This is a genomic window from Protaetiibacter sp. SSC-01 (genome assembly GCF_014483895.1).
GTDB lineage: Bacteria > Actinomycetota > Actinomycetes > Actinomycetales > Microbacteriaceae > Homoserinibacter.
Genome location: NZ_CP059987.1, coordinates 1,833,222 through 1,855,862 on the forward strand (window position 1 = coordinate 1,833,222; position 22,641 = coordinate 1,855,862).

The 22,641-nt window shown below is 71.5% G+C and carries 25 protein-coding genes; 3 read left to right on the top strand and 22 right to left on the bottom strand.

Features of this window, described 5'->3' with window-relative positions; genetic code table 11:
* Positions 1–22: 22 nt before the first annotated feature.
* The 13 genes from H4J02_RS08650 to infC form a co-directional block, all read right to left on the bottom strand.
* Positions 23–961 carry an amino acid ABC transporter permease gene (locus H4J02_RS08650; protein ID WP_187674213.1) on the bottom strand — a complete coding sequence of 313 codons (939 nt, stop codon included), beginning with the start codon at positions 959–961 and terminating at the stop codon, positions 23–25.
* Positions 958–1,605 (bottom strand): amino acid ABC transporter permease, encoded by a 648-nt coding sequence (locus H4J02_RS08655; RefSeq protein ID WP_187674214.1) that lies wholly within the window; start codon positions 1,603–1,605, stop codon positions 958–960. Before H4J02_RS08655 ends, H4J02_RS08650 begins: the two co-directional genes overlap by 4 nt.
* A 79-nt stretch (positions 1,606–1,684) precedes the next feature.
* Positions 1,685–2,560, bottom strand: coding sequence for a glutamate ABC transporter substrate-binding protein (locus H4J02_RS08660; RefSeq protein ID WP_187674215.1), 876 nt, complete (start codon positions 2,558–2,560; stop codon positions 1,685–1,687).
* Positions 2,561–2,630: 70 nt separating this feature from the next.
* Positions 2,631–3,368 carry an amino acid ABC transporter ATP-binding protein gene (locus H4J02_RS08665; RefSeq protein WP_187674216.1) on the bottom strand — a complete coding sequence of 246 codons (738 nt, stop codon included), beginning with the start codon at positions 3,366–3,368 and terminating at the stop codon, positions 2,631–2,633.
* Between the two features lie 106 nt (positions 3,369–3,474).
* Positions 3,475–4,863: an LLM class flavin-dependent oxidoreductase gene (locus H4J02_RS08670; protein WP_187674217.1), complete on the bottom strand. Its 1,389-nt coding sequence runs from the start codon at positions 4,861–4,863 to the stop codon at positions 3,475–3,477.
* Positions 4,860–6,584 carry an ABC transporter ATP-binding protein gene (locus H4J02_RS08675; RefSeq protein WP_222942160.1) on the bottom strand — a complete coding sequence of 575 codons (1,725 nt, stop codon included), beginning with the start codon at positions 6,582–6,584 and terminating at the stop codon, positions 4,860–4,862. The genes H4J02_RS08670 and H4J02_RS08675 overlap by 4 nt, the downstream gene beginning before the upstream one ends.
* Positions 6,581–7,462, bottom strand: a complete 882-nt coding sequence (locus tag H4J02_RS13920) for an ABC transporter permease (RefSeq protein ID WP_222942161.1) — start codon at positions 7,460–7,462, stop codon at positions 6,581–6,583. The genes H4J02_RS08675 and H4J02_RS13920 overlap by 4 nt, the downstream gene beginning before the upstream one ends.
* On the bottom strand, positions 7,459–8,475 hold the full coding sequence (locus H4J02_RS08680; RefSeq protein ID WP_187674219.1) for an ABC transporter permease: 1,017 nt from the start codon (positions 8,473–8,475) through the stop codon (positions 7,459–7,461). Before H4J02_RS08680 ends, H4J02_RS13920 begins: the two co-directional genes overlap by 4 nt.
* Positions 8,453–10,090 carry an ABC transporter substrate-binding protein gene (locus H4J02_RS08685; protein WP_187674220.1) on the bottom strand — a complete coding sequence of 546 codons (1,638 nt, stop codon included), beginning with the start codon at positions 10,088–10,090 and terminating at the stop codon, positions 8,453–8,455. The genes H4J02_RS08680 and H4J02_RS08685 overlap by 23 nt, the downstream gene beginning before the upstream one ends.
* Positions 10,091–10,287: 197 nt before the next feature.
* A complete protein-coding gene (locus H4J02_RS08690; protein WP_187674221.1) occupies positions 10,288–11,082 on the bottom strand; it encodes an RNA methyltransferase in 795 nt (264 codons plus the stop codon).
* Between the two features lie 80 nt (positions 11,083–11,162).
* Entirely contained in the window at positions 11,163–11,549 is a 387-nt protein-coding gene (rplT, locus tag H4J02_RS08695) for a 50S ribosomal protein L20 (RefSeq protein WP_187674222.1), read from the bottom strand.
* A 30-nt stretch (positions 11,550–11,579) separates the two neighbouring features.
* Positions 11,580–11,774 carry a 50S ribosomal protein L35 gene (gene rpmI, locus H4J02_RS08700; RefSeq protein ID WP_147901363.1) on the bottom strand — a complete coding sequence of 65 codons (195 nt, stop codon included), beginning with the start codon at positions 11,772–11,774 and terminating at the stop codon, positions 11,580–11,582.
* Entirely contained in the window at positions 11,774–12,421 is a 648-nt protein-coding gene (infC, locus tag H4J02_RS08705; RefSeq protein ID WP_187674223.1) for a translation initiation factor IF-3, read from the bottom strand. The genes rpmI and infC overlap by 1 nt, the downstream gene beginning before the upstream one ends.
* Positions 12,422–12,632: 211 nt before the next feature.
* Between infC and H4J02_RS08710 the strand changes: the two genes are divergently transcribed.
* A complete protein-coding gene (locus tag H4J02_RS08710) occupies positions 12,633–12,995 on the top strand; it encodes a DUF1844 domain-containing protein (protein ID WP_222942162.1) in 363 nt (120 codons plus the stop codon).
* 22 nt (positions 12,996–13,017) lie between these two features.
* On the opposite strand, the gene H4J02_RS08715 is transcribed toward H4J02_RS08710, so the two are convergent.
* From H4J02_RS08715 to H4J02_RS08740, 6 genes are all read right to left on the bottom strand, one after another.
* On the bottom strand, positions 13,018–13,767 hold the full coding sequence (locus H4J02_RS08715; protein ID WP_187674224.1) for an SseB family protein: 750 nt from the start codon (positions 13,765–13,767) through the stop codon (positions 13,018–13,020).
* A 10-nt stretch (positions 13,768–13,777) separates the two neighbouring features.
* Entirely contained in the window at positions 13,778–14,527 is a 750-nt protein-coding gene (gene priA, locus H4J02_RS08720; RefSeq protein ID WP_187674225.1) for a bifunctional 1-(5-phosphoribosyl)-5-((5-phosphoribosylamino)methylideneamino)imidazole-4-carboxamide isomerase/phosphoribosylanthranilate isomerase PriA, read from the bottom strand.
* Positions 14,528–14,600: 73 nt separating this feature from the next.
* A complete protein-coding gene (gene hisH, locus H4J02_RS08725) occupies positions 14,601–15,233 on the bottom strand; it encodes an imidazole glycerol phosphate synthase subunit HisH (protein ID WP_187674226.1) in 633 nt (210 codons plus the stop codon).
* Between the two features lies 1 nt (position 15,234).
* The gene (hisB, locus tag H4J02_RS08730) at positions 15,235–15,840 is read right to left on the bottom strand and encodes an imidazoleglycerol-phosphate dehydratase HisB (RefSeq protein ID WP_187674227.1); all 606 of its coding nucleotides are present in this window, start codon (positions 15,838–15,840) and stop codon (positions 15,235–15,237) included.
* A gap of 9 nt (positions 15,841–15,849) precedes the next feature.
* A complete protein-coding gene (locus H4J02_RS08735; RefSeq protein WP_187674228.1) occupies positions 15,850–16,938 on the bottom strand; it encodes a histidinol-phosphate transaminase in 1,089 nt (362 codons plus the stop codon).
* 49 nt (positions 16,939–16,987) lie between these two features.
* A complete protein-coding gene (locus H4J02_RS08740; RefSeq protein ID WP_187674229.1) occupies positions 16,988–17,368 on the bottom strand; it encodes a LysM peptidoglycan-binding domain-containing protein in 381 nt (126 codons plus the stop codon).
* 301 nt (positions 17,369–17,669) lie between these two features.
* Here H4J02_RS08740 and lexA point away from each other — a divergent pair, with 301 nt between their 5' ends.
* Positions 17,670–18,344, top strand: coding sequence for a transcriptional repressor LexA (gene lexA / locus H4J02_RS08745; RefSeq protein ID WP_187674230.1), 675 nt, complete (start codon positions 17,670–17,672; stop codon positions 18,342–18,344).
* Here the strand turns inward: lexA and H4J02_RS08750 are convergent.
* Positions 18,296–19,066, bottom strand: a complete 771-nt coding sequence (locus H4J02_RS08750) for an alpha/beta fold hydrolase (RefSeq protein ID WP_222942163.1) — start codon at positions 19,064–19,066, stop codon at positions 18,296–18,298. The genes lexA and H4J02_RS08750 overlap by 49 nt on opposite strands.
* Before the next feature lie 66 nt (positions 19,067–19,132).
* Positions 19,133–20,683, bottom strand: coding sequence for a GTPase HflX (hflX, locus tag H4J02_RS08755; RefSeq protein ID WP_187674231.1), 1,551 nt, complete (start codon positions 20,681–20,683; stop codon positions 19,133–19,135).
* A gap of 43 nt (positions 20,684–20,726) precedes the next feature.
* Between hflX and H4J02_RS08760 the strand changes: the two genes are divergently transcribed.
* Complete coding sequence (locus tag H4J02_RS08760) at positions 20,727–21,374, top strand: class I SAM-dependent methyltransferase (RefSeq protein ID WP_187674232.1); 648 nt, start codon at positions 20,727–20,729, stop codon at positions 21,372–21,374.
* A 404-nt stretch (positions 21,375–21,778) separates the two neighbouring features.
* Here H4J02_RS08760 and dapF read toward each other — a convergent pair whose 3' ends face one another.
* Positions 21,779–22,639, bottom strand: coding sequence for a diaminopimelate epimerase (dapF, locus tag H4J02_RS08765; protein ID WP_262406272.1), 861 nt, complete (start codon positions 22,637–22,639; stop codon positions 21,779–21,781).
* Positions 22,640–22,641: the final 2 nt, after the last annotated feature.

The window sequence follows — 22,641 nt, forward strand, 5'->3', positions numbered from 1 at the left end:
CGGCGTGCGGCTGTGCGCCGTTTCAGGGGGTGCCCGGGCCGCCGCCCTGCAGGCTCTGATCCTGCACGCGCGTCGCGAACGCGTCGTCCACGCGCTTCCTCGACTCCGCCTTCCGCGAGAACGGCGTCGTGCCCTTCGGCATCCGCCCCGCATCCACGCGTCGCGCGACGATGCGCGCGATCCACGACAGCAGCAGGTTCATCGTGAGGTAGATCGCGAACGTCACGAAGAAGAGCGTGAAGAGGTAGCGCGAGCCGTAGTAGTTCGCGAGCTGGTTCGTCGTCGTGCGCAGCAGCTCGTTGTAGCCGATGACGTAGGCGAGCGAGGTGTCCTTCAGGAGCACCACGAGCTGCGCGATGATGATCGGCAGCATCTGCCGGAACGCCTGCGGGAACTCGATCGAGAGCCGCGTGCGCACGGGGCCGAGACCGATCGCGAGGCCCGCCTCGCGCTGACCGCGCGGGAGCGACGCGATGCCCGCGCGCAACGCCTCGCCGATGATGGCGCCGTTGTAGAGCACGAGCGCGATGACGCCCGCCCAGTACGCCCCCGTCGAGAAGATGAGGAGCACGAAGAGCATCATGAGCAGCACGGGCATGCCGCGCAGGAACTCGAGCACGACGACCATCGGGTAGCGGATCCATCCCGTGCGCGCCGTGCGCAGGAACGAGATGAGCACGCCGAGCACGACGGCGCCGACGGCGGCCACACCGGCCATCTGGAGCGTGTTGAGCACGCCCACGCCGATGCGGCGCCACACGGCGCGGTCGCCGAGGATGTCCCAGCGGCTCGGGTCGAACATGCCGGGGAGCTCGGCGCCCGTCGCCGTGATGCGCGGCGCGGCGAGGGCCCAGACGAGGGCCGCGAGGCCGACGGCGATCGCGACGATGCCGACGACCGAGATGATGCGCGAGCGGCGCCGGGCCTTGGGGCCGGGCACGTCGTAGAGCACGTTCGTCATCGCAGCACCGCCACTCGACGCTCGACGACGGCCGCGACGCGGCCGAGGGTCACCGTGATGATGAGGTAGAAGACGGCGACCGCGATGAGGATCGCGAAGACCTCGTCACCGCGGATGTTGATGACGTCCTGAGCGGACGCGAAGAGCTCCTTCACGAAGAACGCGCCCGCGACGGAGGTGTTCTTGGTGAGCGCGATGAGCACGTTGATGAGGGGCGGGATGACCATGCGGATCGCCTGCGGCAGCACGACGATGCCGAGCGTCTGGCCGAAGCCGAGACCGATCGAGCGAGCGGCCTCCGCCTGGCCGACGGGCACGCCGTTGACGCCGGAGCGCACGGCCTCCGCGACGAAGGGCGAGGTGTAGGCCGTGAGGCCGATGCTCGCGAGGATGAAGAAGTCGATGCGCACCCCGAGATACGGGAGGATGAACGCGCAGAAGAAGAGCACGAGCGTGAGCGGCGTGTTCCGCAGGATCTCCGTGTAGACGGTCGCGAAGCCGCGCAGCGATGCGACGGGAGAGATGCGCATCGCGGCGACGAGCGTGCCGATCACGAGCGCGCCGGCACCCGCGATGCCGAGCAGCGCGAGCGTCGTGCCGAAGCCGCGCAAGAACGTCGGCAGATTGTCGAGGACGGCGTCCACGCTCCTCCTTCCTCAGGTCTCAGGTGTCTCAGGGGGCGGATGCGGCGCCCGCGCGAGGCGGACGCCGCATCCGTTTCGATCAGCGCGTGTAGCGGTCGACCGACGGGGGCTCCGGCGTGTCGAGCACGACGCCCGCCGTCTTCTCCCACGCGGCGGCCCAGCTGCCGTCGGCGTAGGCCTCCTCGAGCACGTCGTTGATCCAGTTGCGGAACTCGTCGTCCTCGAGCGCGAGGCCGATGCCGTAGGGCTCCGAGGTGAACGGGTTGCCCACGACCTCGAACTCGCCCTCGTTCTGGGCCGCGAGGCCCGCGAGGATGACGTTGTCGGTCGAGACGGCGACGACCGCGCCGTTGCGCAGCGGCTCGAGGCACTCGCTGTAGCCGGCGGCCGGGAGCACGTTGACGCCCGCCGCGATCAGGTTCTTCTCCGAGGTGGAGCCGGAGACCGAGCAGACGTTCTTGCCCGCGAGGTCCTCGACGCCCGTGATGCCCTCGGGGTTGCCCGCGGCGACGAGGATGTCCTGGCCGGCCGTGTAGTACGGGCCCGCGAACGAGACGACCTTCTTGCGCTCGTCGTTGATCGTGTAGGTCGCGATGACGATGTCGACCTCACCCGCCTGGATGAACGGCTCGCGGTTCTTCGAGACCGTCTCGGTCCACGTGATGTCCTCGGGGGCGATGCCGAGCTTGCCCGCGATGAGCTTGCCGATCTCGACGTCGAAGCCCTCCGGGGTGCCGTCGGGGCCCGCGAGCCCGAACAGCGGCTGGTCGAACTTGGTGCCGATCGTGATGGTGCCCGCCTCGGCGAGCTCCGCCATCGTGGTGCCCGCCTCGAACTCCGGCGTCTCCTCGACGGTGGGCTCGTCGCCCGGCGCCTCCGAGTCCGCACAACCTGCCAGCGCGATCGCCGTCGCGAAGGCGAGGGCCGCGATGCTGAACGACTTCGTGAGTCTCATCTCTGCCTCTTTCTCTCGGTGCGCCCCGGGTATGGCGCGGTGGGTGGGTAAGCGGTCGGGGGGACCCGTCTCAGTGGGTCAGCACCTTGGCCAGGAAGTCCTTGGCGCGGTCGGTCTGCGGGTTCGTGAAGAACGCCTCGGGGGTGCCCTCCTCGACGATCGCGCCGTCGGCCATGAAGAGCACGCGGTCCGCGACCTTGCGGGCGAAGCCCATCTCGTGGGTGACGACGATCATCGTCATGCCCGAGCGGGCGAGCTCGGTCATGACGTCGAGCACCTCGTTGATCATCTCGGGGTCGAGAGCGGATGTCGGCTCGTCGAAGAGCATGAGCTTCGGCTCCATCGCGAGCGCCCGGGCGATCGCGACGCGCTGCTGCTGGCCGCCCGAGAGCTGGGCGGGGAGCTTGGCCGCCTGGTTGGCGACGCCGACGCGCTCGAGCAGCTCCATCGCGCGCTTCTCGGCGTCCTTGCGCGAGAGGCCGCGCACCTTGATGGGGCCGAGGGTCACGTTCTGCAGCACCGTCTTGTGCGCGAAGAGGTTGAACGACTGGAACACCATGCCGACGTCGGCGCGCAGCTTCGCGAGATCGCGGCCCTCGGCAGGCAGGGGCACCCCGTCGATGCGGATCTCGCCCGAGTCGATCGTCTCGAGTCGGTTGATGGTGCGACAAAGGGTCGACTTGCCCGACCCGGAGGGCCCGATGACGATGACGACCTCGCCGCGACCCACGGACGTGTTGATGTCCTTGAGAACGTGAAGCTCACCGAAATGCTTGTCGACGTGGTCGATCTCGACGAGGGCGTCCATGTTGTCACCCTCTCATCCCCCCGGGGGCCGGTCAAACCGCGGGCGGCAACCGTGACCGCACTGCGACCTGGGCAGGCGCGGGGTCTCCACGCCTGCCCGGGGCGCGTCAGCGCGCTGCTGCGAGGTCCTCGCGACGCGCGGCGGGCGCGTCGAACGCCCCGCGGTACTGCGCCGCCGGGTGCCGCTCGTTGAGCCGCGCGGAGCCGAAGAGCTTCTCCCGCAGGGGACCCGGCGCGTACTCCGTCTGGGCGAGGCCGCGCCGCTGGAGCACGGGCGTCACCTTCTCCGCGAACTCCGTGAACGATCCCGGGATCACCCAGTTGATGACGTTGATGCCGTCGACCCCCGCCGCCTGCCACTCCTCGATGCGGTCGGCGATCTGCTCGGGCGTGCCGACGACGCGCGTCGAGCCGGACGACATCCGCGCGAGGTCGCGCACGGTGGGCTCGCGGTCGGTGATGGCGGCGCGCGTCCACTCGAGGAAGCCCTTCGCCGTGTTCGTCTCGACGTCCTTGAGGAGGGTCTCGGGCCGGTACACGCGACCGTCGGGGTCGACGACCGCCGAGTGGGCGAGGTAGCCGTCGACGCTGATGTAGCGCTCGTACTCCTCGGCCTTCGCGCGGGCCTCCTCCTCGGTGTCGCCGATCACGAAGCTCAGCCCCTGGTAGAAGGTGATGTCGCCGGGCTCGCGGCCCGCCTCGACCGCGCGGCGGCGGGTGTCGGCGATCTGCGCGGCAGCGACATCCGGATTCGGCGCGATGATGAAGGTCGCCTCGGCGTGCCGCGCGGCGAAGTCGCGCCCCGAGGACGAGGAGCCGGCCTGGAACAGCACGGGCGTGCGCTGCGGCGACGGCGACGGCAGGTGCGGGCCTTCGACGCGATAGCGCTCCCCCACATGGTGGATCTTGTGGATCTTCGCGGGGTCGGCGAACCAGCCGGACTTGTCCTGCAGCAGGGCGTCGTCCTCCCACGAGCCCTCCCAGAGCTTGTAGACGACGTCGACGTACTCCTCGGCCCAGCGGTAGCGCTCCGCGTGGTCGGTGAGGCGGTCGAGCCCGAAGTTGCGGGCGCCGTTGTCCTGCACGCCCGTCACGATGTTCCACGCGACGCGGCCGCGCGAGAGGTGGTCGAGGGTCGACACCTGGCGCGCGAAGTGGAACGGATGCGACTGGGCGACGTTCGAGGTGAGCGCGAGCCCGATCTCGCTCGTCGACACCGCGAGCGCGCCGAGCAGCACGGTCGGGTCGTTGCTCGGGATCTGGAGCCCCTCGCGCACGTACACCGACCAGTCGCCGTCGGCGTCGCCGTAGAGGCCTGTGACGTCGGCGAAGAACATCGCGTCGAACTTGGCCGCCTCGAGCTGCCGGGCGAGGTCGATCCAGAGCCGCACGTCCGCGAACTCGTGCTGACGCGCATCCGGCCGGCGCCACTGGCCGTGGTGGATGTGCGACGCCGTGTTCATGACGAAGGCGTTGAAGCGCAGGGGCGTGGTCATGCGGGGTCTCCTGTCGAGGGGGTCTGGGCCGGTGCGGGCGCGTCGAGGCGCGCGAGCGCCCCGACGAGATCGCGGGTGTAGGGGTGCTGCGGTCGGTGGAAGATCGCGTCGGGATCGCCGTGCTCGACGACGAGGCCGTCTTTCATGACGAGGATGTCGTCGCTCATGTGGTGGATGACGCCGAGGTCGTGCGAGATGAACAGGTAGCTCACGCCGAGCGCATCCTGCAGGGCGACGAGCAGGTCGAGGATCTGCGCCTGCACCGAGACGTCGAGAGCCGACACCGCCTCGTCGAGCACGATGAGCTCGGGCTCCCCCGCGAGCGCCCGGGCGATCGCGACGCGCTGCCGCTGCCCGCCGGAGAGCGTGAGGGGCGACCTGCCGAGCACGGCATCCGGGAGCGCCACGAGGCGCAGAAGCTCGCGGATGCGGGCGTCGCGCGCCGCCGGGCGCTGCGCGGTGCCGAGGGCGTCGCGCAGGATCTGCTCGACCGTCCAGCGCGGGTCGAACGAGCTCAGGGGGTCCTGCGCCACGACGGACACCCGGCGGCGTCCGGGCCGACGGCGGGACTCGCGGATGCCGGACCACGGCTTCCCCGCGATCCGCACCTCCCCCGCATCCGGCTGCTCGAGCGCGAGCACGAGACGGGCGGTCGTCGACTTGCCGGAGCCGGACTCGCCGACGATGCCGACGGTACGGCCGTGCTCGATCGTGAACGAGACGCCCCCGACGGCGGTGCTGCGGCCCCCGCCCGGCACGGGGTAGCTCTTGCGGAGACCGACCGCCTCGACGAGCGGGGAGGCGTCGTCATGCGGAGGCCGGTGACGCGCCGGGAACGCGGGCAGCTCGAAGTGCGGGGCGAGGCGCGTGTCGCGCGTGTGCCCGCCGGGCACGGCCGCGATGAGGTCGCGCGTGTACGGGTGCTGCGGATCGCCGAGCACCCGCGCGGCCTCCCCCTGCTCGACGACCTCGCCGGCCCGCATCACGAGGATGTCGTCGGCGAGGTGCGCGACGACCGAGAGGTCGTGCGAGATGAGCACGAGCGAGACGCCGCGCTGTTTCATCGCGGCGAGCTGCGCGAGCACCTGCGCCTGCACCGACACGTCGAGGGCGGTCGTCGGCTCGTCGGCGATGACGATCTCGGGCTCGAGCGCGATCGCCGAGGCGATGAGCGCCCGCTGCCGCAGCCCGCCCGAGAGCTCGCCGGGTCGCTGCCGCGCCCGGCGCTCGGGCTCGGGCACGCCCACGGCCTCGAGCAGGTCGACGACGCGGGCTCGTCGCGCGCGACGGTCGCCCCAGCCGTGCAGCCGCAGCGCCTCCGCGATCTCGGCGCCGACCGGGCGCAGCGGGTCGAGCGACACGAGCGCGTCCTGCAGCACGACGCCGATCCGGCGTCCCCGGATGCCGCGCCAGCGACGCTCGCGGAAGCCGCGCAGGTCCTCGCCGTCGAGCGAGAGCTCCTCGGCCTCGACGACGGCGCCGCGGCCCGTGAGCCCCACGAGCGTGCGCGCGGTGACGGACTTGCCCGAGCCGGACTCCCCCACGATCGCGAGGCAGCGTCCGGCGTGCAGCTCGAACGACACGTCGCTCACGACGCGACGTTCGCCCGAGGGTGTCGCGAAGCCGACCGACAGGCCGCGTGCCCGGATGCGGGGCTCGCCCCGCCGTCCGGACGCGCGCTCCGCGAGCGCGGCCGGAGTGGGCTCGGTGGTGAGCGTCATGACCTGTCTCCCTTCTCGAGAGCCGTACGGAGGTGACCGCCGAGGCTCGTCGCCGCGAGTGCGAGCGCCACGATCACGAGCCCCGGGATGACGACGAGCCACGGCGCACGCGTGATGTACGCGCGGCCCGCATCGAGCAGGGCACCCCATTCCGACGAGGGCGGCGCGACGCCGAGTCCGAGGAAGGCGAGGCTCGACGCCCACACGATCGACTGGCCGACCGAGAGCGCGAAGATCGCGACGAGAGGCCGCAGCGCGTTCGGCAGGATCTGCCGCAGCACGATCCGCCACCGCGGGTGACCGAGCGCGACGGCCGCCTCGACGTAGCCCGAGGTGCGTGCGGCGAGCACCTGGCCGCGCACGATGCGCGCGTATCCGGGGGCCGTGCCGATGCCGACCGCGAGCACCTGGGTCCAGGCGGAGGGGCCGAGGATCGCCACGAGCAGCAGCGCGAGCAGGAGCGCCGGGAAGGCGAACGCGACCTCGAGCACGAAGCCGACGGCCCCCGAGAGCACACGCCCGCCGAGCGCGCCGGCCGTGCCGAGCACGATCGCGAGGCTCAGGCTCACGGTCGCGGCCCCCGCGCCGATGAGCAGCGACTCGCGCGCGCCCCACACGACGCGGCTGTAGAGGTCGCGGCCCGCCTCGTCGGTGCCGAACCAGTGCGCGAGGCTCGGCGACTGCAGCGCCGCCGCGAAGTCGTTGGCCGTCGGAGAGTGCGTCGAGAGGATCGCGGGCCAGACCGCCGCGACGAGCAGGAACGCGATGAGCGCGAGCGACGCCACGAGGCTCGGCGCGGGCCTGCGGCGAGCGCGGACCACGGATGCCGGCGCAGGCAGCGCGGGCGGCGCGGAGGGGGCGGGCGCGAGGCGGGTCATGCGATCCTCACTCTCGGGTCGACGACGGTGTAGAGCACGTCGACGACGAGGTTCGCGACGACGTAGACGGCGGCGATGAGCACGACGATGCCCGTCACGACGGGGATGTCCTGCGAGCTCACGGCGGTCACGAGCACCCGTCCGATGCCGGGTCGGTTGAAGATGCTCTCCACGACCACGGCGCCCGAGATCGTGGCGCCGAGCGCCCAGCCGCTGAGCGTCACCGCGGGCAGCACGGCGTGACGGAGGACGTGCCGGAGCCGCAGCTCCGTCTCGCCCATGCCCCGCATCCGCGCCGACACGACGAAGGGCTGCTCGAGCGCGCGCTCGAACTCGGTGCGCGTCGCCTGGCCCATGGAGCCCGCGAGCGGGATCGCGAGCGTGAGCGCGGGCAGCGCGAGCGCCTCGATGCCGCCACCGCCCATGACGGGCGCCCAGTGCAGCGTGAGGGCGAACACGAGCAGCAGCACGGTGCCGAGCCAGTACGGCGGCAGGCCCGCCGCGACGGTGTCGACCGTCTGACCGAGGCCCCGCACACGCGGGCCGCGGCCGGCGGTCAGCACGACCCAGACGACCATGAGCAGCCACGCGAGCGCGATCGCCGTGAGCGTGAGCACGAGGGTCGCCCCGAGCTGCTCGCCGATGATGTCCCACACGGGACGGAACTGCTGGTACGAGGAGCCGAGGTCGCCGCGCGCGAGCCCCGCGAGGTAGTCGAGGTACTGCCGCACGAGCGGCCGGTCGAGGCCGAACTGGGCGATGATCGGCGCGAGCTCCTCGGGCGTGCGCGCCACCGCCTGGCCGCTGCGGATGTTGAGGATCGTCGTGGCGCGGTCGCCCGGGAGCGCCGTCTGCGCGAGGAAGGCTGCGGTCGCGGCGCCCACGAGCACGGCGACGGCCGACACGACCCGGAGGCCGATCGTGCGGAGGCGGGCGGTCCCGGTGCGGGGCGGGGCGGCATCCGGTGCCGCCTCGCCCCGCTCGAGGACCTCAGCCGAGGAGGTACGCGTCATGGAAGACCGGCCCTCCCTGCGAGTGCTCCTGCCAGACGTTCTTGAGCTTCCCGCCCACCGCGAGCGTCGACAGCCGGTCGTACACGCCGATCGCGAGCGCGTGATCCGCGATGTACTCCTGTGCCCGCTCGTACGCGGCGTGCTGCGTCTCGAGGTCGGGGGCCGAGTTGCCCTCGAGGATGAAGGCCTCGAGCGTCGCGTCGTCGTAGAAGGCCTGGTTCCAGTAGTTGGGGTGGCCGTCGGTGCTCTGGCGCCAGTTGACGTAGAGGATGCCCGCCGTCACGGCCGTCCAGTACCCGACCGAGATGTCCTTCTCCTCCGAGGTCGAGTACGCCCCCGCGAATAGCTCGCTCTGCGGCACCGGGATGAGGTCGACATCGAAGCCGACCTTCGTCGCCTGCTCCTGAAGCGCCTGCAGGATCGCGGCGCCGTCCGCGTTGATGATCGAGCCCGCGCCGTAGGGCAGCACGACCGTGAGCCGCTCGCCGTCCTTCGTGCGCGTGCCGTCGTCGTCGCGGCCCGTCCAGCCCGCCTCGTCGAGCAGCGCATCCGCCTTCTCGGGGTCGTAGGAGTAGCGATCCGCCGCCTTCTGGCTGTACTCGGGCGTCGACCGGCTCACGCCGCCGTTGCCCTCGAACGGGATGAGGCCCTGTCCGATCGTCTCGACCGCCGACTCGCGGTCGAGACTGTAGGCGAACGCCTGACGCACCTTCTCGTCGGCGAAGACGCCGCGGGAGGCGTTGAACGTGAGCTGCTGCGGGCGACCCGGGGTGACGTACTTCTCGAGTTCGTAGCCTTCGTCGCCGAGCGGCTTCCACTCGACCGCGGGCACGTCGTAGACGGCGTGCACCTCACCGCTGCGGAGCGCCGCGACGCGCGTCGTGGCATCCGCGACGAACTTCCACTGCACCGTCTCGACGATCGCCGGCCCCTCGTGCTTCGCGTTCGCGGGCCACGAGGTGTAGTCGGGGTTGCGCGTCAGCACGATCTGCGAGCCGCGGTCCCACGACGCGACCGTGAACGCGCCCGTACCGATCGGGGCCTCGCAGTTCTCCTCGTCGCTGCGGTTCTCGAGCGCCTTCTGCGACTGGATGCCGAAGTACCCCTGCGTGATCGTCTCGGCGAGTCGCGGGTAGGGCCGCGACAGGTGAACGACGAGCGTCAGTTCGTCGACGGGCTCAGCCGACTCGTAGTAGCCGTCGAGCCACACCTGGGCGGTCGAGTTGCCGCCCGCGATCCAGTAGTCGAAGTTGTAGGCGACGACCTCGGCCGTGAGCGGGGTCCCGTCGGTGAACTCCACGCCCTCCTTGAGGCGGAAGGTCCAGTCGAGCCCGTCGTCGGAGGTGTCGAAGCTCTCCGCGAGCCACGGCACCGCGGTGCCGTCCTCGTCGAGCGACAGCAGGCTGTCGAGCACCTGGTACGAGAGGTACGCCTGCTCGATCCATCCCCCGAAGACGCACGCCGGCTCCTGCTGGTGGGCGTAGACGATCGTGCCGCCCTCGAGCGGCTCCCCGCCGCCGGACGCCGAGGCGGGGGCGCAGCCCACGAGCGCGAGCAGGGTGCCTCCCGCGGCGAACGCGAGGAGGGGGCGGACGGGGCGTGCGGTGCTGATCATCGCGAGGGGCTCCAGGTCGAGAGGGTGCCTCCGGTCGAAGGCACTCGGGAACCATAGGAAGCCCGGAGGGGACACGTCGATCCGACCCGTCACACGCCGACCCGTGCCGTCGCCGGCCGTCGCCGAGGGTCACAGTGCGTCATGCGAGACGCACCGGAGACGACGTTCCGCGACCCCGCGTTACGCGGCGTCGCGGCTCAGGATCGCTGCGCGAACGCCGACTGGTAGAGGCACACGGATGCCGCGGTCGCGAGGTTCATCGACTCCGCGTGCCCGTAGATCGGCACCCGCACGGCCTGATCAGCCCACGAGAGGTTCTCGTCGGTCAGCCCGTGTGCCTCGTTGCCGAACAGCCACGCCGTCGGCTCGGCGAGACGCTCGCGCAGGGTCGGCAGCTCGTCGCCCGAGATATCGGCCGCGAGCACCTGCATTCCGGCCTTCCGCACCGCCTGCAGTGCGTGCTCGAGAGTGCCGCCCTGGGCGATCGGCAGGTGGAAGATCGAACCGGTCGTCGAGCGCACGACCTTCGGGTTGTAGGCGTCGACGCTCTTGCCCGTGAGGATCACGCCGTCGGCGCCCGCAGCATCCGCCGCCCGGATGATGGTGCCCGCGTTGCCGGGGTCGCGCACCTCCTCGAGGATCGCGACGAGCTTCGATCCCCGCGCGAGCAGATCCTTGATCGTCACGGGGAACTGGCGTGCGACGGCGACGACCCCCTGCGGGGTGACGGTGTCGGCCATCGCCTCCAGCACGGCATCGGTCACCTGCTCGGGCTCGATGCCCGCCGCTGCGAGGCCGCGGCCGAGCTCCGGATGCCGTTCGAACACCCCGCGGACCGCGAAGACCTCGACGAGCAGCTCTGGGTGGAACGAGAGCGCCTCGCGCAGCGCCTGCGGGCCCTCGACGAGGAAGAGACCCGTCTCCTCACGCGCGGCGCGCTTGGCGAGCTTCGCCACGGCGCGCACGCGAGGTGAACGGGGGTTGTCGATCATATGCCGATCGTAGAAAACGAAGACGGTGCGCGCCCGGAGGCGCGCACCGTCTTGATCGTAAAAAGCGGGTGAACCCGTGCTTACGCGGCGCTCTTGGGAGCGTTGACGTCCGTCGGGAGAGCGGCCTTGGCCGCCTCGACGAGACCCGCGAAGGTCGCCGGCTCGTTGACCGCGAGGTCGGCGAGGATGCGGCGGTCCACCTCGATGCCCGCGAGGCCGAGGCCCTGGATCAGGCGGTTGTAGGTGATGCCGTTCGCGCGGGCGGCGGCGTTGATGCGCTGGATCCACAGGCGACGGAACTCGCCCTTCTTCGCGTGACGGTCGCGGTAGGCGTAGACGAGCGAGTGGGTGACCTGCTCCTTCGCCTTGCGGTAGAGACGCGAGCGCTGACCGCGGTAGCCCTCGGCGCGCTCGAGCGTGGTGCGGCGCTTCTTGGCGGCGTTGACCGCCCTCTTGACACGTGCCATTTCTCTGAAGTCCTTCTAACTCGCCCGGGCTTACTTGCCCAGGAGGCCCTTGATGACCTTGGCGTCCTGCGGGGCCAGGATGACGTCCTGGTTGAGGCGACGCGTCACGCGCGACGACTTGTGCTCGAAGTTGTGGCGCATACCCGCGCCCTGCTTCTTGACCTTGCCGCTCCCGGTGATCTTGAAGCGCTTCTTCGCACCGGAGTGCGTCTTCTGCTTGGGCATTACTCTTCCTCTGTCTTGTCGGCAGCTGCCGCGTTGTCGGCGGATCCGTCGGGATCCTCCGGGCTCTGGGGGCGCGCCTTGTTCGCCGCGCGCTTGGCGTTCTGCTCGGCCTTCGCATCCACCTTGCTCTTGAGCGGGGCGATGATCATGACCATGTTGCGACCGTCGATCGTGGGGGTGGACTCGACCGTGCCCCACTCCGCGACATCCTCGGCGAAGCGCTGCAGCAGTCGGACACCCTGCTCCGGACGGGACTGCTCACGACCGCGGAACAGGATCATGGCCTTCACCTTGTCCCCGGCCTGGAGGAAGCCCTCCGCGCGCTTGCGCTTGGTCTCGTAGTCGTGCTTGTCGATCTTCAGGCGGAAACGGACCTCCTTGAGGATCGTGTTCGCCTGATTGCGCCGTGCTTCCTTGAGCTTCTGGGCCTGTTCGTACTTGAACTTGCCGTAGTCCATGATCTTGACCACGGGAGGCTTGGAGTTGGGCGCCACCTCGACCAGATCCAGATCGGCCTCCTGCGCCAGGCGCAGGGCGTCCTCGATGCGGACGACGCCGACCTGCTCTCCGCCAGGACCCACGAGGCGGACCTCGGGAACGCGGATACGGTCGTTGGTTCTGGGATCGCTGATGCGGGTCTCCTTCACTCGTTTCTGCAGGCACGCACGTGAAGAGATCCGCACCCGTGCAACCGGCTGCCGTGAAAGGCCTGCCGGCGGAGTGCGCCACCGGGCCGTACGGCCCGGTTGCCAACTCGAACCCGATAACCTGAAGAGGCGGTCAGCGGGTGGGATTGCTCCACTTGCGTTTCCGGGGAGATGGCCCCGGAGCCCGCATAAGGATAGCAGAGGAAACCCCGTGACCGTAGAGCCCGTGCCCGCCGACGATCAGAGCGCCGTTGGGGAGGAGATCCGGGACATCGCCGACGTCCCCGCCGTCGAGGTCATCAACACCGTCGCCGTCCACCTCCTGAGCGCCACCGCGGTCAAGGTCGGCCTCGCCGACGACCCCGAGACGCAGACCGATCTCGACGAGGCGCGCAAGCTCATCGACGCCCTCGCGGGCCTCGTCACGGCATCCGCCCCGAGCCTCGGCGACCACCACGCCCGCGCCCTGCGCGACGGCCTGCGCACGGTGCAGCTCGCGTTCCGCGAGGCCTCCCCCTTCCCCGACGAGCACGGCAAGGGCCCCGGCGAGAAGTGGACGGGCCCGGTCGCCTGACCGTGGCCACGCCGAGCGACGCTCAGGCGAAGCGGACGGCGATCGAGTCGACGCGCTCCGCGATGAGCTCGTCGGCGCCCCAGCGCTCCTGGAGGCGCGCGAGCAGGGCGTGACGGTCGGTGTCGGACAGCTCGGCCAGCTGCAGCACGACGACGAGCTCGGGGCCCGCGAGACGCGCCGCGGGGTCGCCGGGCGCGAGGCCGATCGCGACGACGGCATCCTCACCCGCGGTGGAGGCGCCGAACGCGTGCGCGACCTCGGTGTCCTCGAACGACGGCGTCCAGACCTCCCCCGTCGCGAGCGCCGGGAGGGCCGGCCGCCGCACGACGAGCTGCGTCTCCGAGCCCGGGTCGACGACCACGAGGGGCGTGCCCTCGGATGCCGCGGCGAGCGCGATCCGGCTCGCCTGGATCGGGACGGGGCGCGCCTGGGCGTCCCAGCGCTGCATGGCCTCGACCGAGCTGAACGCCGGGAGCACCGCGCGGCCGTCCGGCCCTTCGACCGTGACGATCGACAGCTCCTGGGTCTTGTCGACCCTCTGTCCGTGAGGCCCGATGCCCTCGTCGCCCGCCTCCGCGACGAGCGGCACGAGCAGGCGCTCCTCGTGGAGCACCGCGACGACGTCCTGGATGCCGGTCTCGCCCGCCCGGAGGCGACGGATCGCCTCGATGAGACGCTCGGGCGCCGAGCCGTCGTCACCCGCTGCGGGGTTCTCGTGGAAACGTCGCCCCTCCCACGGGATGCCGGCGCTGTCGGCGTGCCGGTGGTCCACGGGCGAGGCCTCAGTCGCTCGCGACGTCGATGGCCTCGGCGAGCGTGAACGCGCCCGTGTAGAGGGCCTTGCCGACGATGGCGCCCTCGAGGCCCTGCGGCACGAGGGTGCGGAGCGCCGCGATGTCGTCGAGCGACGCCACACCGCCCGAGGCGATGACGGGCTTCGGGGTGCGGTTCATGACCTCGGAGAGCAGCTCGAGGTTCGGGCCGCGGAGGGTGCCGTCCTTCGTGACGTCCGTGACGACGTAGCGCGCGCATCCCGCGTCCTCGAGGCGGGCGAGCACCGTCCAGAGGTCGCCGCCCTCCTTCGTCCAGCCACGGGCCGCGAGGGTCGTGCCGCGCACGTCGAGGCCGACGGCGATCGCCTCGCCGAACTCGGCGATGACGTGGGCCGCCCACTCGGGGTTCTCGAGGGCCGCGGTGCCGAGGTTGATGCGCTTGGCGCCCGTCGCGAGCGCGACCTCGAGGCTCGCGTCGTCGCGGATGCCGCCCGAGAGCTCGATGTTGACGCGCCGCGGGGTGTTCTTGATGACCTTCTTGATGACGGCGTGGTTGTTGCCGCGGCCGAAGGCAGCGTCGAGGTCGACGAGGTGGATCCAGTCGGCGCCCTGGTCGGCCCACTCCTGCGCGGCGTCGATCGGGTCGCCGAAGCTCGTCTCGGTGCCGGCCTCTCCCTGGGTGAGGCGCACCGCCTTGCCGTCGGCGACGTCGACCGCCGGGAGGAGGGTCAGGGCGGGAGAGGTGTTGAACTCGGTCATCTCCGGGCTTTCCGCGGGACGGACGCCCGCACACAAGGTTCAGATACTAGTTCAGGTGCCGGGGCGTTCCGCGTCAGAGCGTGCCGAGCCAGTTGCGGAGCAGGCGGATGCCGGCTTCGCCCGACTTCTCGGGGTGGAACTGCGTGGCCGAGAGCGGGCCGTTCTCGACGGCGGCGACGAAGGGCTCGCCGTGCTGCGCCCACGTGACGCGGGCCTGCGGGAAGGGGCCCGAGGGCTCGAGGTCCCAGCTGCGCGCGCCGTAGGAGTGCACGAAGTAGAAGCGCTCGTCGCGGATGCCCGCGAAGAGCTCGGAGTCGTCGGGGGCCTGCACGGCGTTCCAGCCGATGTGCGGGAGCACGGGCGCGTCGAGCTCCTCGACGGTGCCCGGCCACTCCCCCAGGCCCTCGGTCTCGACGCCGCGCTCGACGCCCCGCTCGAACAGCACCTGCATGCCGACGCAGATGCCGAGCACCTTGCGTCCGCCCGCGAGGCGACGCTCGATGAGCTCGGCGCCGCGCGCCGCGTTGAGGGCGTCCATGACGGCCGCGAACGCGCCCACGCCGGGCACGAGCAGCCCGTCGGCGGCCATCACGGCATCCCGGTCGGCGGTGAGCTCGACACGCGCGCCCGCCGCCTCGAGGGCCTTCGCCGCCGAGTGGACGTTGCCGGAGCCGTAGTCGAGGACGACGACGGAGGGGGCGGTCATGTCAGAGGGCGCCCTTCGTCGACGGCACGCCGGTCACGCGCTCGTCGCGGGCGACGGCCTGACGGAACGCGCGCGCGAACGCCTTGAACTCGGCCTCGGCGATGTGGTGCGGGTCGCGACCCGCGAGCACGGTGAGGTGAACCGTGAGACCCGCGTTGAACGCGATCGCCTCGAAGACGTGACGCACCATCGATCCGGTGAAGTGCCCGCCGATGAGGTGGAACTCGAAGCCCGCGGGCTCCCCCGAGTGCACGAGGTACGGGCGGCCGGAGATGTCGACGACGGCCTGCGCGAGGGCGTCGTCGAGCGGCACGAGCGCGTCGCCGAAGCGGCCGATGCCGCGCTTGTCGCCGAGCGCCTGCTTGATCGCGGTGCCGAGCACGATGCCCGTGTCCTCGACGGTGTGGTGCACGTCGATCTCGGTGTCGCCCTCGGCGCGCACCGTGAGGTCGACGAGGGCGTGCTTCGCGAACGCCGTGAGCAGGTGGTCGAAGAACGGCACCGTCGTCTGGATGTCGGACGTTCCGGTGCCGTCGAGGTCGATGCTCAGCTCGATGCTCGACTCGCTCGTCTGACGGCTCAGACGCGCGGTGCGGTGCGTGGTCATGCCCCCACCCTACCGAGCCCCACCGGGGCCGAGGGCGGCGAGGCTCTCGAGGAAGAAGCTCGTCTCCTCGGCGGTGCCCGCCGTGACGCGCAGGGTGTTCGGGATGCCGACGTCGCGGATGAGGATGTCGCGCTCGAGGAGGGCGCGGAACGTCGCCTGCGGGTTCTCGACGCCCTCGAAGAGCACGAAGTTCGCCTCGGTCGGCCAGGGCCGGTAGCCGAGCGCGGGGAGCTCGGCGACGATGCGGTCGCGCTGGGAGGCGATGTCGTCGACCATCGCGAGCATCTCGGGCGCGTGGGCGAGCGCCGCGACGGCGGCGGCCTGCGTGAGGGCCGACAGGTGGTACGGCAGGCGGACGAGACGCAGGGCGTCGGCGATGACGGGGTCGGCGGCAAGGTAGCCGACGCGCACGCCGGCGAACGCGAAGGCCTTGCTCATCGTGCGCGACACGACGAGCCTCTCGCGACCCGGCAGGAGCGTGAGCGCCGAGGGCTTGTCCTTCGGCATGAACTCGGCGTACGCCTCGTCGACGAACACGATGCCGTCGGTCGCGTCGTAGGCGGCCTCGATCGTCTCGAGCGCCAGTCCCGTGCCCGTCGGGTTGTTGGGCGCGCACAGGAAGACGAGGTCGGGACGGTGCTGCTCGATCGCCCGCACGGCCGTCTCGGGGCGGATGTCGAAGCCGGCGTCGCGGTCGGCCGTGACCCACGCGCTCCCGACGCCCGCCGTGATGATCGGGTGCATCGAGTAGGTGGGCGGGAAGCCGAGCACGCTGCGACCGGGACCGCCGAAGGCCTGCAGCAGCTGCTGGATGATCTCATTCGAGCCGTTCGCCGCCCACACGTGGTCGGCGGTGAGGCCGTGACCGAGGTACCGCGCGAGCGACTCGCGAAGCTCCATGAACTCGCGGTCGGGATAGCGGTTGGCGGTGAGTACCGCGTGGGCGAGCGACTCGATGATCTCCCGAGCGACCGGCTCGGGGATCGGGTGCGTGTTCTCGTTGACGTTGAGGGCGTACCGCACGTGCTTCTGCGGCGCGCCGTAGGGGGTGAGGCCCCTCAAGTCGTCGCGGATCGGGAGATCGGAGAGGGAGGCCACCCCGCGATTCTAGTGAGCGGCCCTGTGCCCTCTCCCCGGCGACCGGGGGCTACTCCGCCGAGTACTCGGCGGGGATCGCGAGGCGCTGACCGGGCTGCACCTCGGTCGTCGGCAGCTGGTTGAGCTCGACGAGGGCCGCGACGACCTCGCGCGGATCGGACTCCGGAGCGACCCACGCCGCGAGATCCCACAGGGACTCGCCCGAAGCCACGGAGATGTACTCGAAGGTGGTCGTCGACGCCGTCGAGCCCGCCTGCGCCGGAGTGCCCGAGAGGGCGGAGAGCGTGAGGGCAGCCGCGATGGGCGCGCCGAGGAGGGCTCCGAGCACGGCGCGACCCCGACGCGTGATGCGCAGGCGCGGGCGCGCCGCGGGACGGGCAGCCGCTCGCGCGGAGGGGAAGCCGGCGGTGGTGAGGGTGACGGTGCTCATCTGGTCCTCCTGGGGGTGCGGGCCGTCTGGCCCGGTGGACAGCTTCCGCATCCGGCCTCGGCCGGGAGGCCGGATGCGAAGCTGTGTTCCGAATGTATCTTCGATCGAACAAACGTTCAAGTCCTCCGGCGGAATTCCCCGGATCCCTGGATTCCCGGGGATCCGATCCGACGACACACTCGAACGGATGTTTGCCCGCACCCGCCGGAGCGGATACAGTTTCGATCGACGGGATGAATCCGATCACGGACCACCGACATCGCATCCCTCACCCGTGAGAACCGAGCCGTAGGAGGCCCCAATGAGCGACATCGAGCAGGCCGACGAGCGCCCCGCCACGCGGCGCCGCAAGAGCCTCAGCGAGAAGCAGCTCGCCATCCTCGAGGTCATCCAGCGCTCGGTGTCGAGCCGCGGATACCCGCCGAGCATGCGCGAGATCGGCGACGCCGTCGGGCTCGCCTCGCTCTCGAGCGTGACGCATCAGCTCAACCAGCTCGAGCTCGCGGGCTACCTGCGCCGCGACCCCAACCGGCCGCGCGCGCTCGAGGTGCTCATCGACATCCCCGTCGCCGAGGACGCGGGCTCAGCCGCCCCCGTGGGCGACGCCGCGATGGTGCCGCTCGTCGGCCGCATCGCCGCGGGCGTGCCGATCACGGCGGAGCAGCAGGTCGAGGAGATCTTCCCGCTCCCGCGGCAGCTCGTCGGCAAGGGCGAGCTCTTCATGCTCAAGGTCTCGGGCGACTCGATGATCGACGCCGCCATCTGCGACGGCGACTGGGTCGTCGTGCGCTCCCAGAACACGGCCGAGAACGGTGAGATCGTCGCCGCGATGCTCGACGGCGAGGCGACCGTGAAGGTCTTCCGTCAGCGTGACGGTCACACCTGGCTGCTACCGCGGAACACCGCGTTCGAGCCGATCCTCGGCGATCAGGCCGAGGTGCTCGGCAAGGTCGTGGCGGTGCTTCGCTCGGTCTGAGCCACGTGGCGGGCGAGCCACTCCTCCACGACGTGCATGAAGCGCGCGTGGTCGTCGCGGAAGACGGTGTGGCCCGCGCCCTTGATGGTCTCGACGGTCATGCCGAGCCTGCGCAGGCCGGCAGCCGCCGCATCCGTGATGAGAAGGCTCCTCTCGGCGAGCACGACGAGGCTCGGCGCCACGAGCCGCAGAGGCGGCACGATCGGGCGCGAGTCGGCGAAGCCGAGGATGGTGCGCTTGTCCCAGTCGCGCAGCGTCGCGAGTTCGATGTCGACGTCCTCGGGGCTCCAGCGGGGGTTCCAGCGCACGAGGGCCGAGCGGCGCGGGCGAGGCGCGAGCGCGAAACCGACCTTGAAGAGCACCCCGCGGATGCCGCGCGGGAACGCGAAGGCCGGGTCGACGTAGATGGCGGCGCGGGGCGCGAGCCGGTCGGCCGCGAGCGAGGCGACGAGCCCGCCGAGCGAGTGGCCCATGACGAGGTCCGGCGGACCCTCGAGCAGCGGCGTGACCGTCTCGACGACGTCGTCGGCCCATCCGCGAGGCGTGTAGCGGCGCGACCGCGGTGAGGCGCCGTGCCCCGCGAGGTCGACCGCGAGCACCCGGAAGCCCTTCGCCTCGAGCTCGGCGCTCACGCGGTGCCACGCGCGATGGTCGGACATGATGCCGTGGACGAGGATCGCGGTGCGCGGGCCCTCACCCGACGCGTGGACAGCCAACTTCACCCTCCGAGGCTACGTCGACCGGCTGGGCGGCCGCCCTGCCCCGTCTGAGGGATACGTGGGAGAGGCTTACGCGGGTGTCGTCGCCGACTCGAGCTGGTGCGCCACGGCCTCGCTCGCCTGCACGCGCATCCGGGTGCCCGTCTCCTCGTAGCTCGTCTCGAGCACGCGCGCGCGGTCGTGCGCAAGCGCCACGAGGTCGCCGCGGTCGTACGGGATGAGCACCTCGAGCTCGACGTCGGGCAGCGGGAGGCGGCGGGCGATCTCCTCGAGGAGCTCCTCGACGCCCTCGCCCGTGCGGGCCGACACGAACACCGAGTCGGGCTCGAGGCCGCGCAGCAGCATCCGGCGATCGTCGTCGACGAGGTCGCCCTTCGTGAAGACGATGAGCTCGGGCACGTCGCGCGCACCGGCATCGCCGAGCACGTCGCGCACGGTCGCGATCTGGGCGGCCGGGTCGGGGTGGCTGCCGTCGACGACGTGCAGCACGAGGTCGGATGCGGCGACCTCCTCGAGCGTCGAGCGGAACGCCTCGACGAGCTGGTGCGGGAGGTTCCGCACGAAGCCGACGGTGTCGGCGATCGTGAAGACGCGCCCGTCGGGCGTGCGGCTGCGGCGCACGGTCGGGTCGAGCGTCGCGAACAGAGTGTTCTCGACGAGCACGCCCGCGCGCGTGATGCGGTTGAGGAGGCTCGACTTGCCCGCGTTCGTGTAGCCGGCGATGGCGACGGCCGGCACCTGGTAGCGGTCGCGGTTGGCGCGCTTGGCCTGGCGGCCGGGCGCGAAGCCCTTGATCTGGCGGCGCAGCTTCGCCATGCGCGAGTGGATGCGGCGGCGGTCGAGCTCGATCTTCGTCTCACCCGGACCGCGCGAGCCCATCCCCTGGCCGCCCGCGGCCTGGCCACCGGCCTGACGGGACATCGACTCACCCCAACCGCGGAGGCGCGGGAGCAGGTACTCGAGCTGCGCGAGCTCGACCTGCGCCTTGCCCTCGCGGGATTTGGCGTGCTGGCTGAAGATGTCGAGGATGACGGCCGTGCGGTCGATGACCTTGACCTTCACGGCATCCTCGAGCGCACGCCGCTGGCTCGGCGCGAGCTCGGTGTCGGCGACGACCGTGTCGGCGCCGACGGATGCGACGATGTCGGCGAGCTCGGCGACCTTGCCTCGGCCGAGGTACGTCGCGGGGTCGGGGTGCGGCCGACGCTGCAGCACGCCGTCGAGCACGACGGCACCCGCCGTCTCGGCGAGGGCCGCGAGCTCGCGGAGGGAGTTCTCGGCGTCCTCGAGCGACTCGGACGGCGTGTAGACGCCGATGAGCACGACGTTCTCGAGGCGCACCTGCCGGTACTCGACCTCGGTGACGTCGGCGAGCTCCGTCGAGAGACCGGCGACGCGACGCAGCGCGGCACGCTCCTCGCGGTCGAACTGCTCGCCGTCGCGGTCGCTGCCGACCGCCGTCGCGTCGTCCTGGAGCGCCGCGGCACGGCCTCCGAAGACGCGCACGCCGGCGTGCGCACCCTCCGTCGCGAGGATGCGATCCAGTGCGTCGCGCGGGGCCTCGTCGCCCTGCACGGCGTCGCCCGACTCGATCGGGGCTGTCTCGCGGAATTCGCTCATGTTCCGGTTAACCCTAGTTCCTCGTTTTCGGTAGGTTCTCAGCATGTCGTCCGAGCACTACTTCTCGACGTCGCCGTCCGGCGACGCCGTGCTCCGGACCATCTCGGTGCGGCTCGCGGGCCGCGATCTGCAGGTGACGACCGCGAACGGCATCTTCAGCCCCGAGCGTGTCGACACGGGCACCCAGGTGCTGCTCGCCCACACGCCCGCCCCGCCCCCCGGCGGGAACTTCCTCGACCTCGGCTGCGGGTGGGGTCCCATCGCGCTGAGTCTCGCGCTCGAGTCACCCCGTGCGACCGTGTGGGCGGTCGACGTGAACGAGCGAGCACTCGACATGGTCAGGCGCAACGCCGAGGCCCTGGGCCTCGACAATGTCAACGCCTGCCGGCCCCAGGATGTTCCCGCGGATGTGCGGTTCCGCACGATCTGGTCGAACCCGCCCATCCGCGTCGGCAAGAACGAGCTGCACGCGATGCTCTCGCACTGGCTCCCGCGCCTCGACGCGGGCTCGGATGCGTGGCTCGTCGTCGCGCGCAACCTCGGCTCGGACTCGCTGCACCGCTGGCTGCAGGGCGAGCTGCCCGCCGACTTCGCCGTGCTGCGCGCCGCCACGAGCAAGGGCTACCGTGTGCTCCGCGTGCGTCACCGCTCCGGCACGGGGCTCACACAGCCCATCGACGTCGTGGGCTGAGCGGCCGACGTCATCCGTTCGACGGTCTCGATACGCCGCCTGCGGCGGCGCTCGACCGGCGGGAGAGCGCGGCTACTCGGTCGGCGGGAGAGCGCGGCTACTCGGTCGGCGGGAGAGCGCGGCTACTCGGTCGGCGGGAGAGCGCGGCGCTCGACCGCGGGTGACCACGGGGCTGGATTCGACACGCCGCCTCCGGCGGCTACTCAACCAGCGGTGAAGCCGACACGTCGCACGAGCGGGCAACTCGCACGTCGCACGAGCGAAGCGGGGGTGCGGGGTCGGTTTCGAGACGCTGGCATCGGGACGGGCGGGAGCGCGCCGTCCAGGCGCGCGGGGGCATGCGGCTCGAAACCGACCCCGCTCCGCCGCGATGCGGCTCGGGGCGCGTCAGCGGACGGCGGGCTCTACGGCAGCGTGACCGCGCCGTCGAAGACGAGGGTCGCGGGGCCGCTCAGATGCACGTGGCCGTCGGCGACGCGCACGCCGACCTCGCCCCCGGGAACCCGCACACGCCAGACGTCGGGGGCGCCCTCGCCCGCCCACGAGCGCGTCGCGAGGGCCGCAGCGGCGGCGCCCGTGCCACACGAGAGGGTCTCGCCGCTGCCGCGCTCGTGCACGCGCATCCGGATGCGGCCGACGCCGCCGGAGATGAGGGGCTCGCCGGGCACGACGAATTCGACGTTGGCGCCCTCGGGGGGCGCGGGGGCGATGACGGGGGCCTCGCTCAGGTCGAGCGCGTCGAGCTCGTCGTCGTCGGCGAGCGCGACGACGACGTGCGGGTTGCCGACGCCGACGGCGAGCCCGGGCCGGTCGACATCGAGGCGGCGCGCGGAGACCATGGCGTCGCCTGCGACGACGTAGGGGCCGAGGTCGACCTCGAAGCCGTCCTCGGTGCGCGTGAGCACGCGCACGCCGCCGCGCGTGCCGATGTGCACGGCTTCGCCGATGGCGAGGTCGAGCAGGCCCTCGGCCAGCAGGTAGGCGCCGTAGACGCGGATGCCGTTGCCGCACATCTCGGCGGGGCTGCCGTCGGCGTTGTGGTAGTCCATGAACCATTCGGCGCCCGGGTCCTCGGCGAGTGCGGCGGCGCCCTCGGGCAGGCTGGCGGAGCGCACGGCGCGGATGACGCCGTCGCCTCCGATGCCGAAGTGGCGATCCGCGAGGGCGGCGAGCTGCGTCGCGTCGAGCTCGAGTCGGCCGTCGGGGTCGCTGTACAGCACGAAGTCGTTGCCCGTGCCGTGGCCCTTCGTGAAGGCGATGTCGATGC

Bases quoted from the DNA above. Each gene is read 5' to 3' on its own strand.
- H4J02_RS13920 (WP_222942161.1), bottom strand. From the start codon at position 7,462: ATGACCCGCCTCGCGCCCGCCCCCTCCGCGCCGCCCGCGCTGCCTGCG.
- priA (WP_187674225.1), bottom strand. From the start codon at position 14,527: ATGACCGAGTTCAACACCTCTCCCGCCCTGACCCTCCTCCCGGCGGTC.
- H4J02_RS08670 (WP_187674217.1), bottom strand. From the start codon at position 4,863: ATGACCACGCCCCTGCGCTTCAACGCCTTCGTCATGAACACGGCGTCG.
- H4J02_RS08660 (WP_187674215.1), bottom strand. From the start codon at position 2,560: ATGAGACTCACGAAGTCGTTCAGCATCGCGGCCCTCGCCTTCGCGACG.
- H4J02_RS08685 (WP_187674220.1), bottom strand. From the start codon at position 10,090: ATGATCAGCACCGCACGCCCCGTCCGCCCCCTCCTCGCGTTCGCCGCG.
- rplT (WP_187674222.1), bottom strand. From the start codon at position 11,549: ATGGCACGTGTCAAGAGGGCGGTCAACGCCGCCAAGAAGCGCCGCACC.
- hisB (WP_187674227.1), bottom strand. From the start codon at position 15,840: ATGACCACGCACCGCACCGCGCGTCTGAGCCGTCAGACGAGCGAGTCG.
- lexA (WP_187674230.1), top strand. From the start codon at position 17,670: ATGAGCGACATCGAGCAGGCCGACGAGCGCCCCGCCACGCGGCGCCGC.
- H4J02_RS08675 (WP_222942160.1), bottom strand. From the start codon at position 6,584: ATGACGCTCACCACCGAGCCCACTCCGGCCGCGCTCGCGGAGCGCGCG.
- H4J02_RS08665 (WP_187674216.1), bottom strand. From the start codon at position 3,368: ATGGACGCCCTCGTCGAGATCGACCACGTCGACAAGCATTTCGGTGAG.
- rpmI (WP_147901363.1), bottom strand. From the start codon at position 11,774: ATGCCCAAGCAGAAGACGCACTCCGGTGCGAAGAAGCGCTTCAAGATC.
- H4J02_RS08680 (WP_187674219.1), bottom strand. From the start codon at position 8,475: ATGACGCGTACCTCCTCGGCTGAGGTCCTCGAGCGGGGCGAGGCGGCA.
- H4J02_RS08740 (WP_187674229.1), bottom strand. From the start codon at position 17,368: ATGAGCACCGTCACCCTCACCACCGCCGGCTTCCCCTCCGCGCGAGCG.
- H4J02_RS08690 (WP_187674221.1), bottom strand. From the start codon at position 11,082: ATGATCGACAACCCCCGTTCACCTCGCGTGCGCGCCGTGGCGAAGCTC.
- hflX (WP_187674231.1), bottom strand. From the start codon at position 20,683: ATGAGCGAATTCCGCGAGACAGCCCCGATCGAGTCGGGCGACGCCGTG.
- H4J02_RS08650 (WP_187674213.1), bottom strand. From the start codon at position 961: ATGACGAACGTGCTCTACGACGTGCCCGGCCCCAAGGCCCGGCGCCGC.
- H4J02_RS08760 (WP_187674232.1), top strand. From the start codon at position 20,727: ATGTCGTCCGAGCACTACTTCTCGACGTCGCCGTCCGGCGACGCCGTG.
- hisH (WP_187674226.1), bottom strand. From the start codon at position 15,233: ATGACCGCCCCCTCCGTCGTCGTCCTCGACTACGGCTCCGGCAACGTC.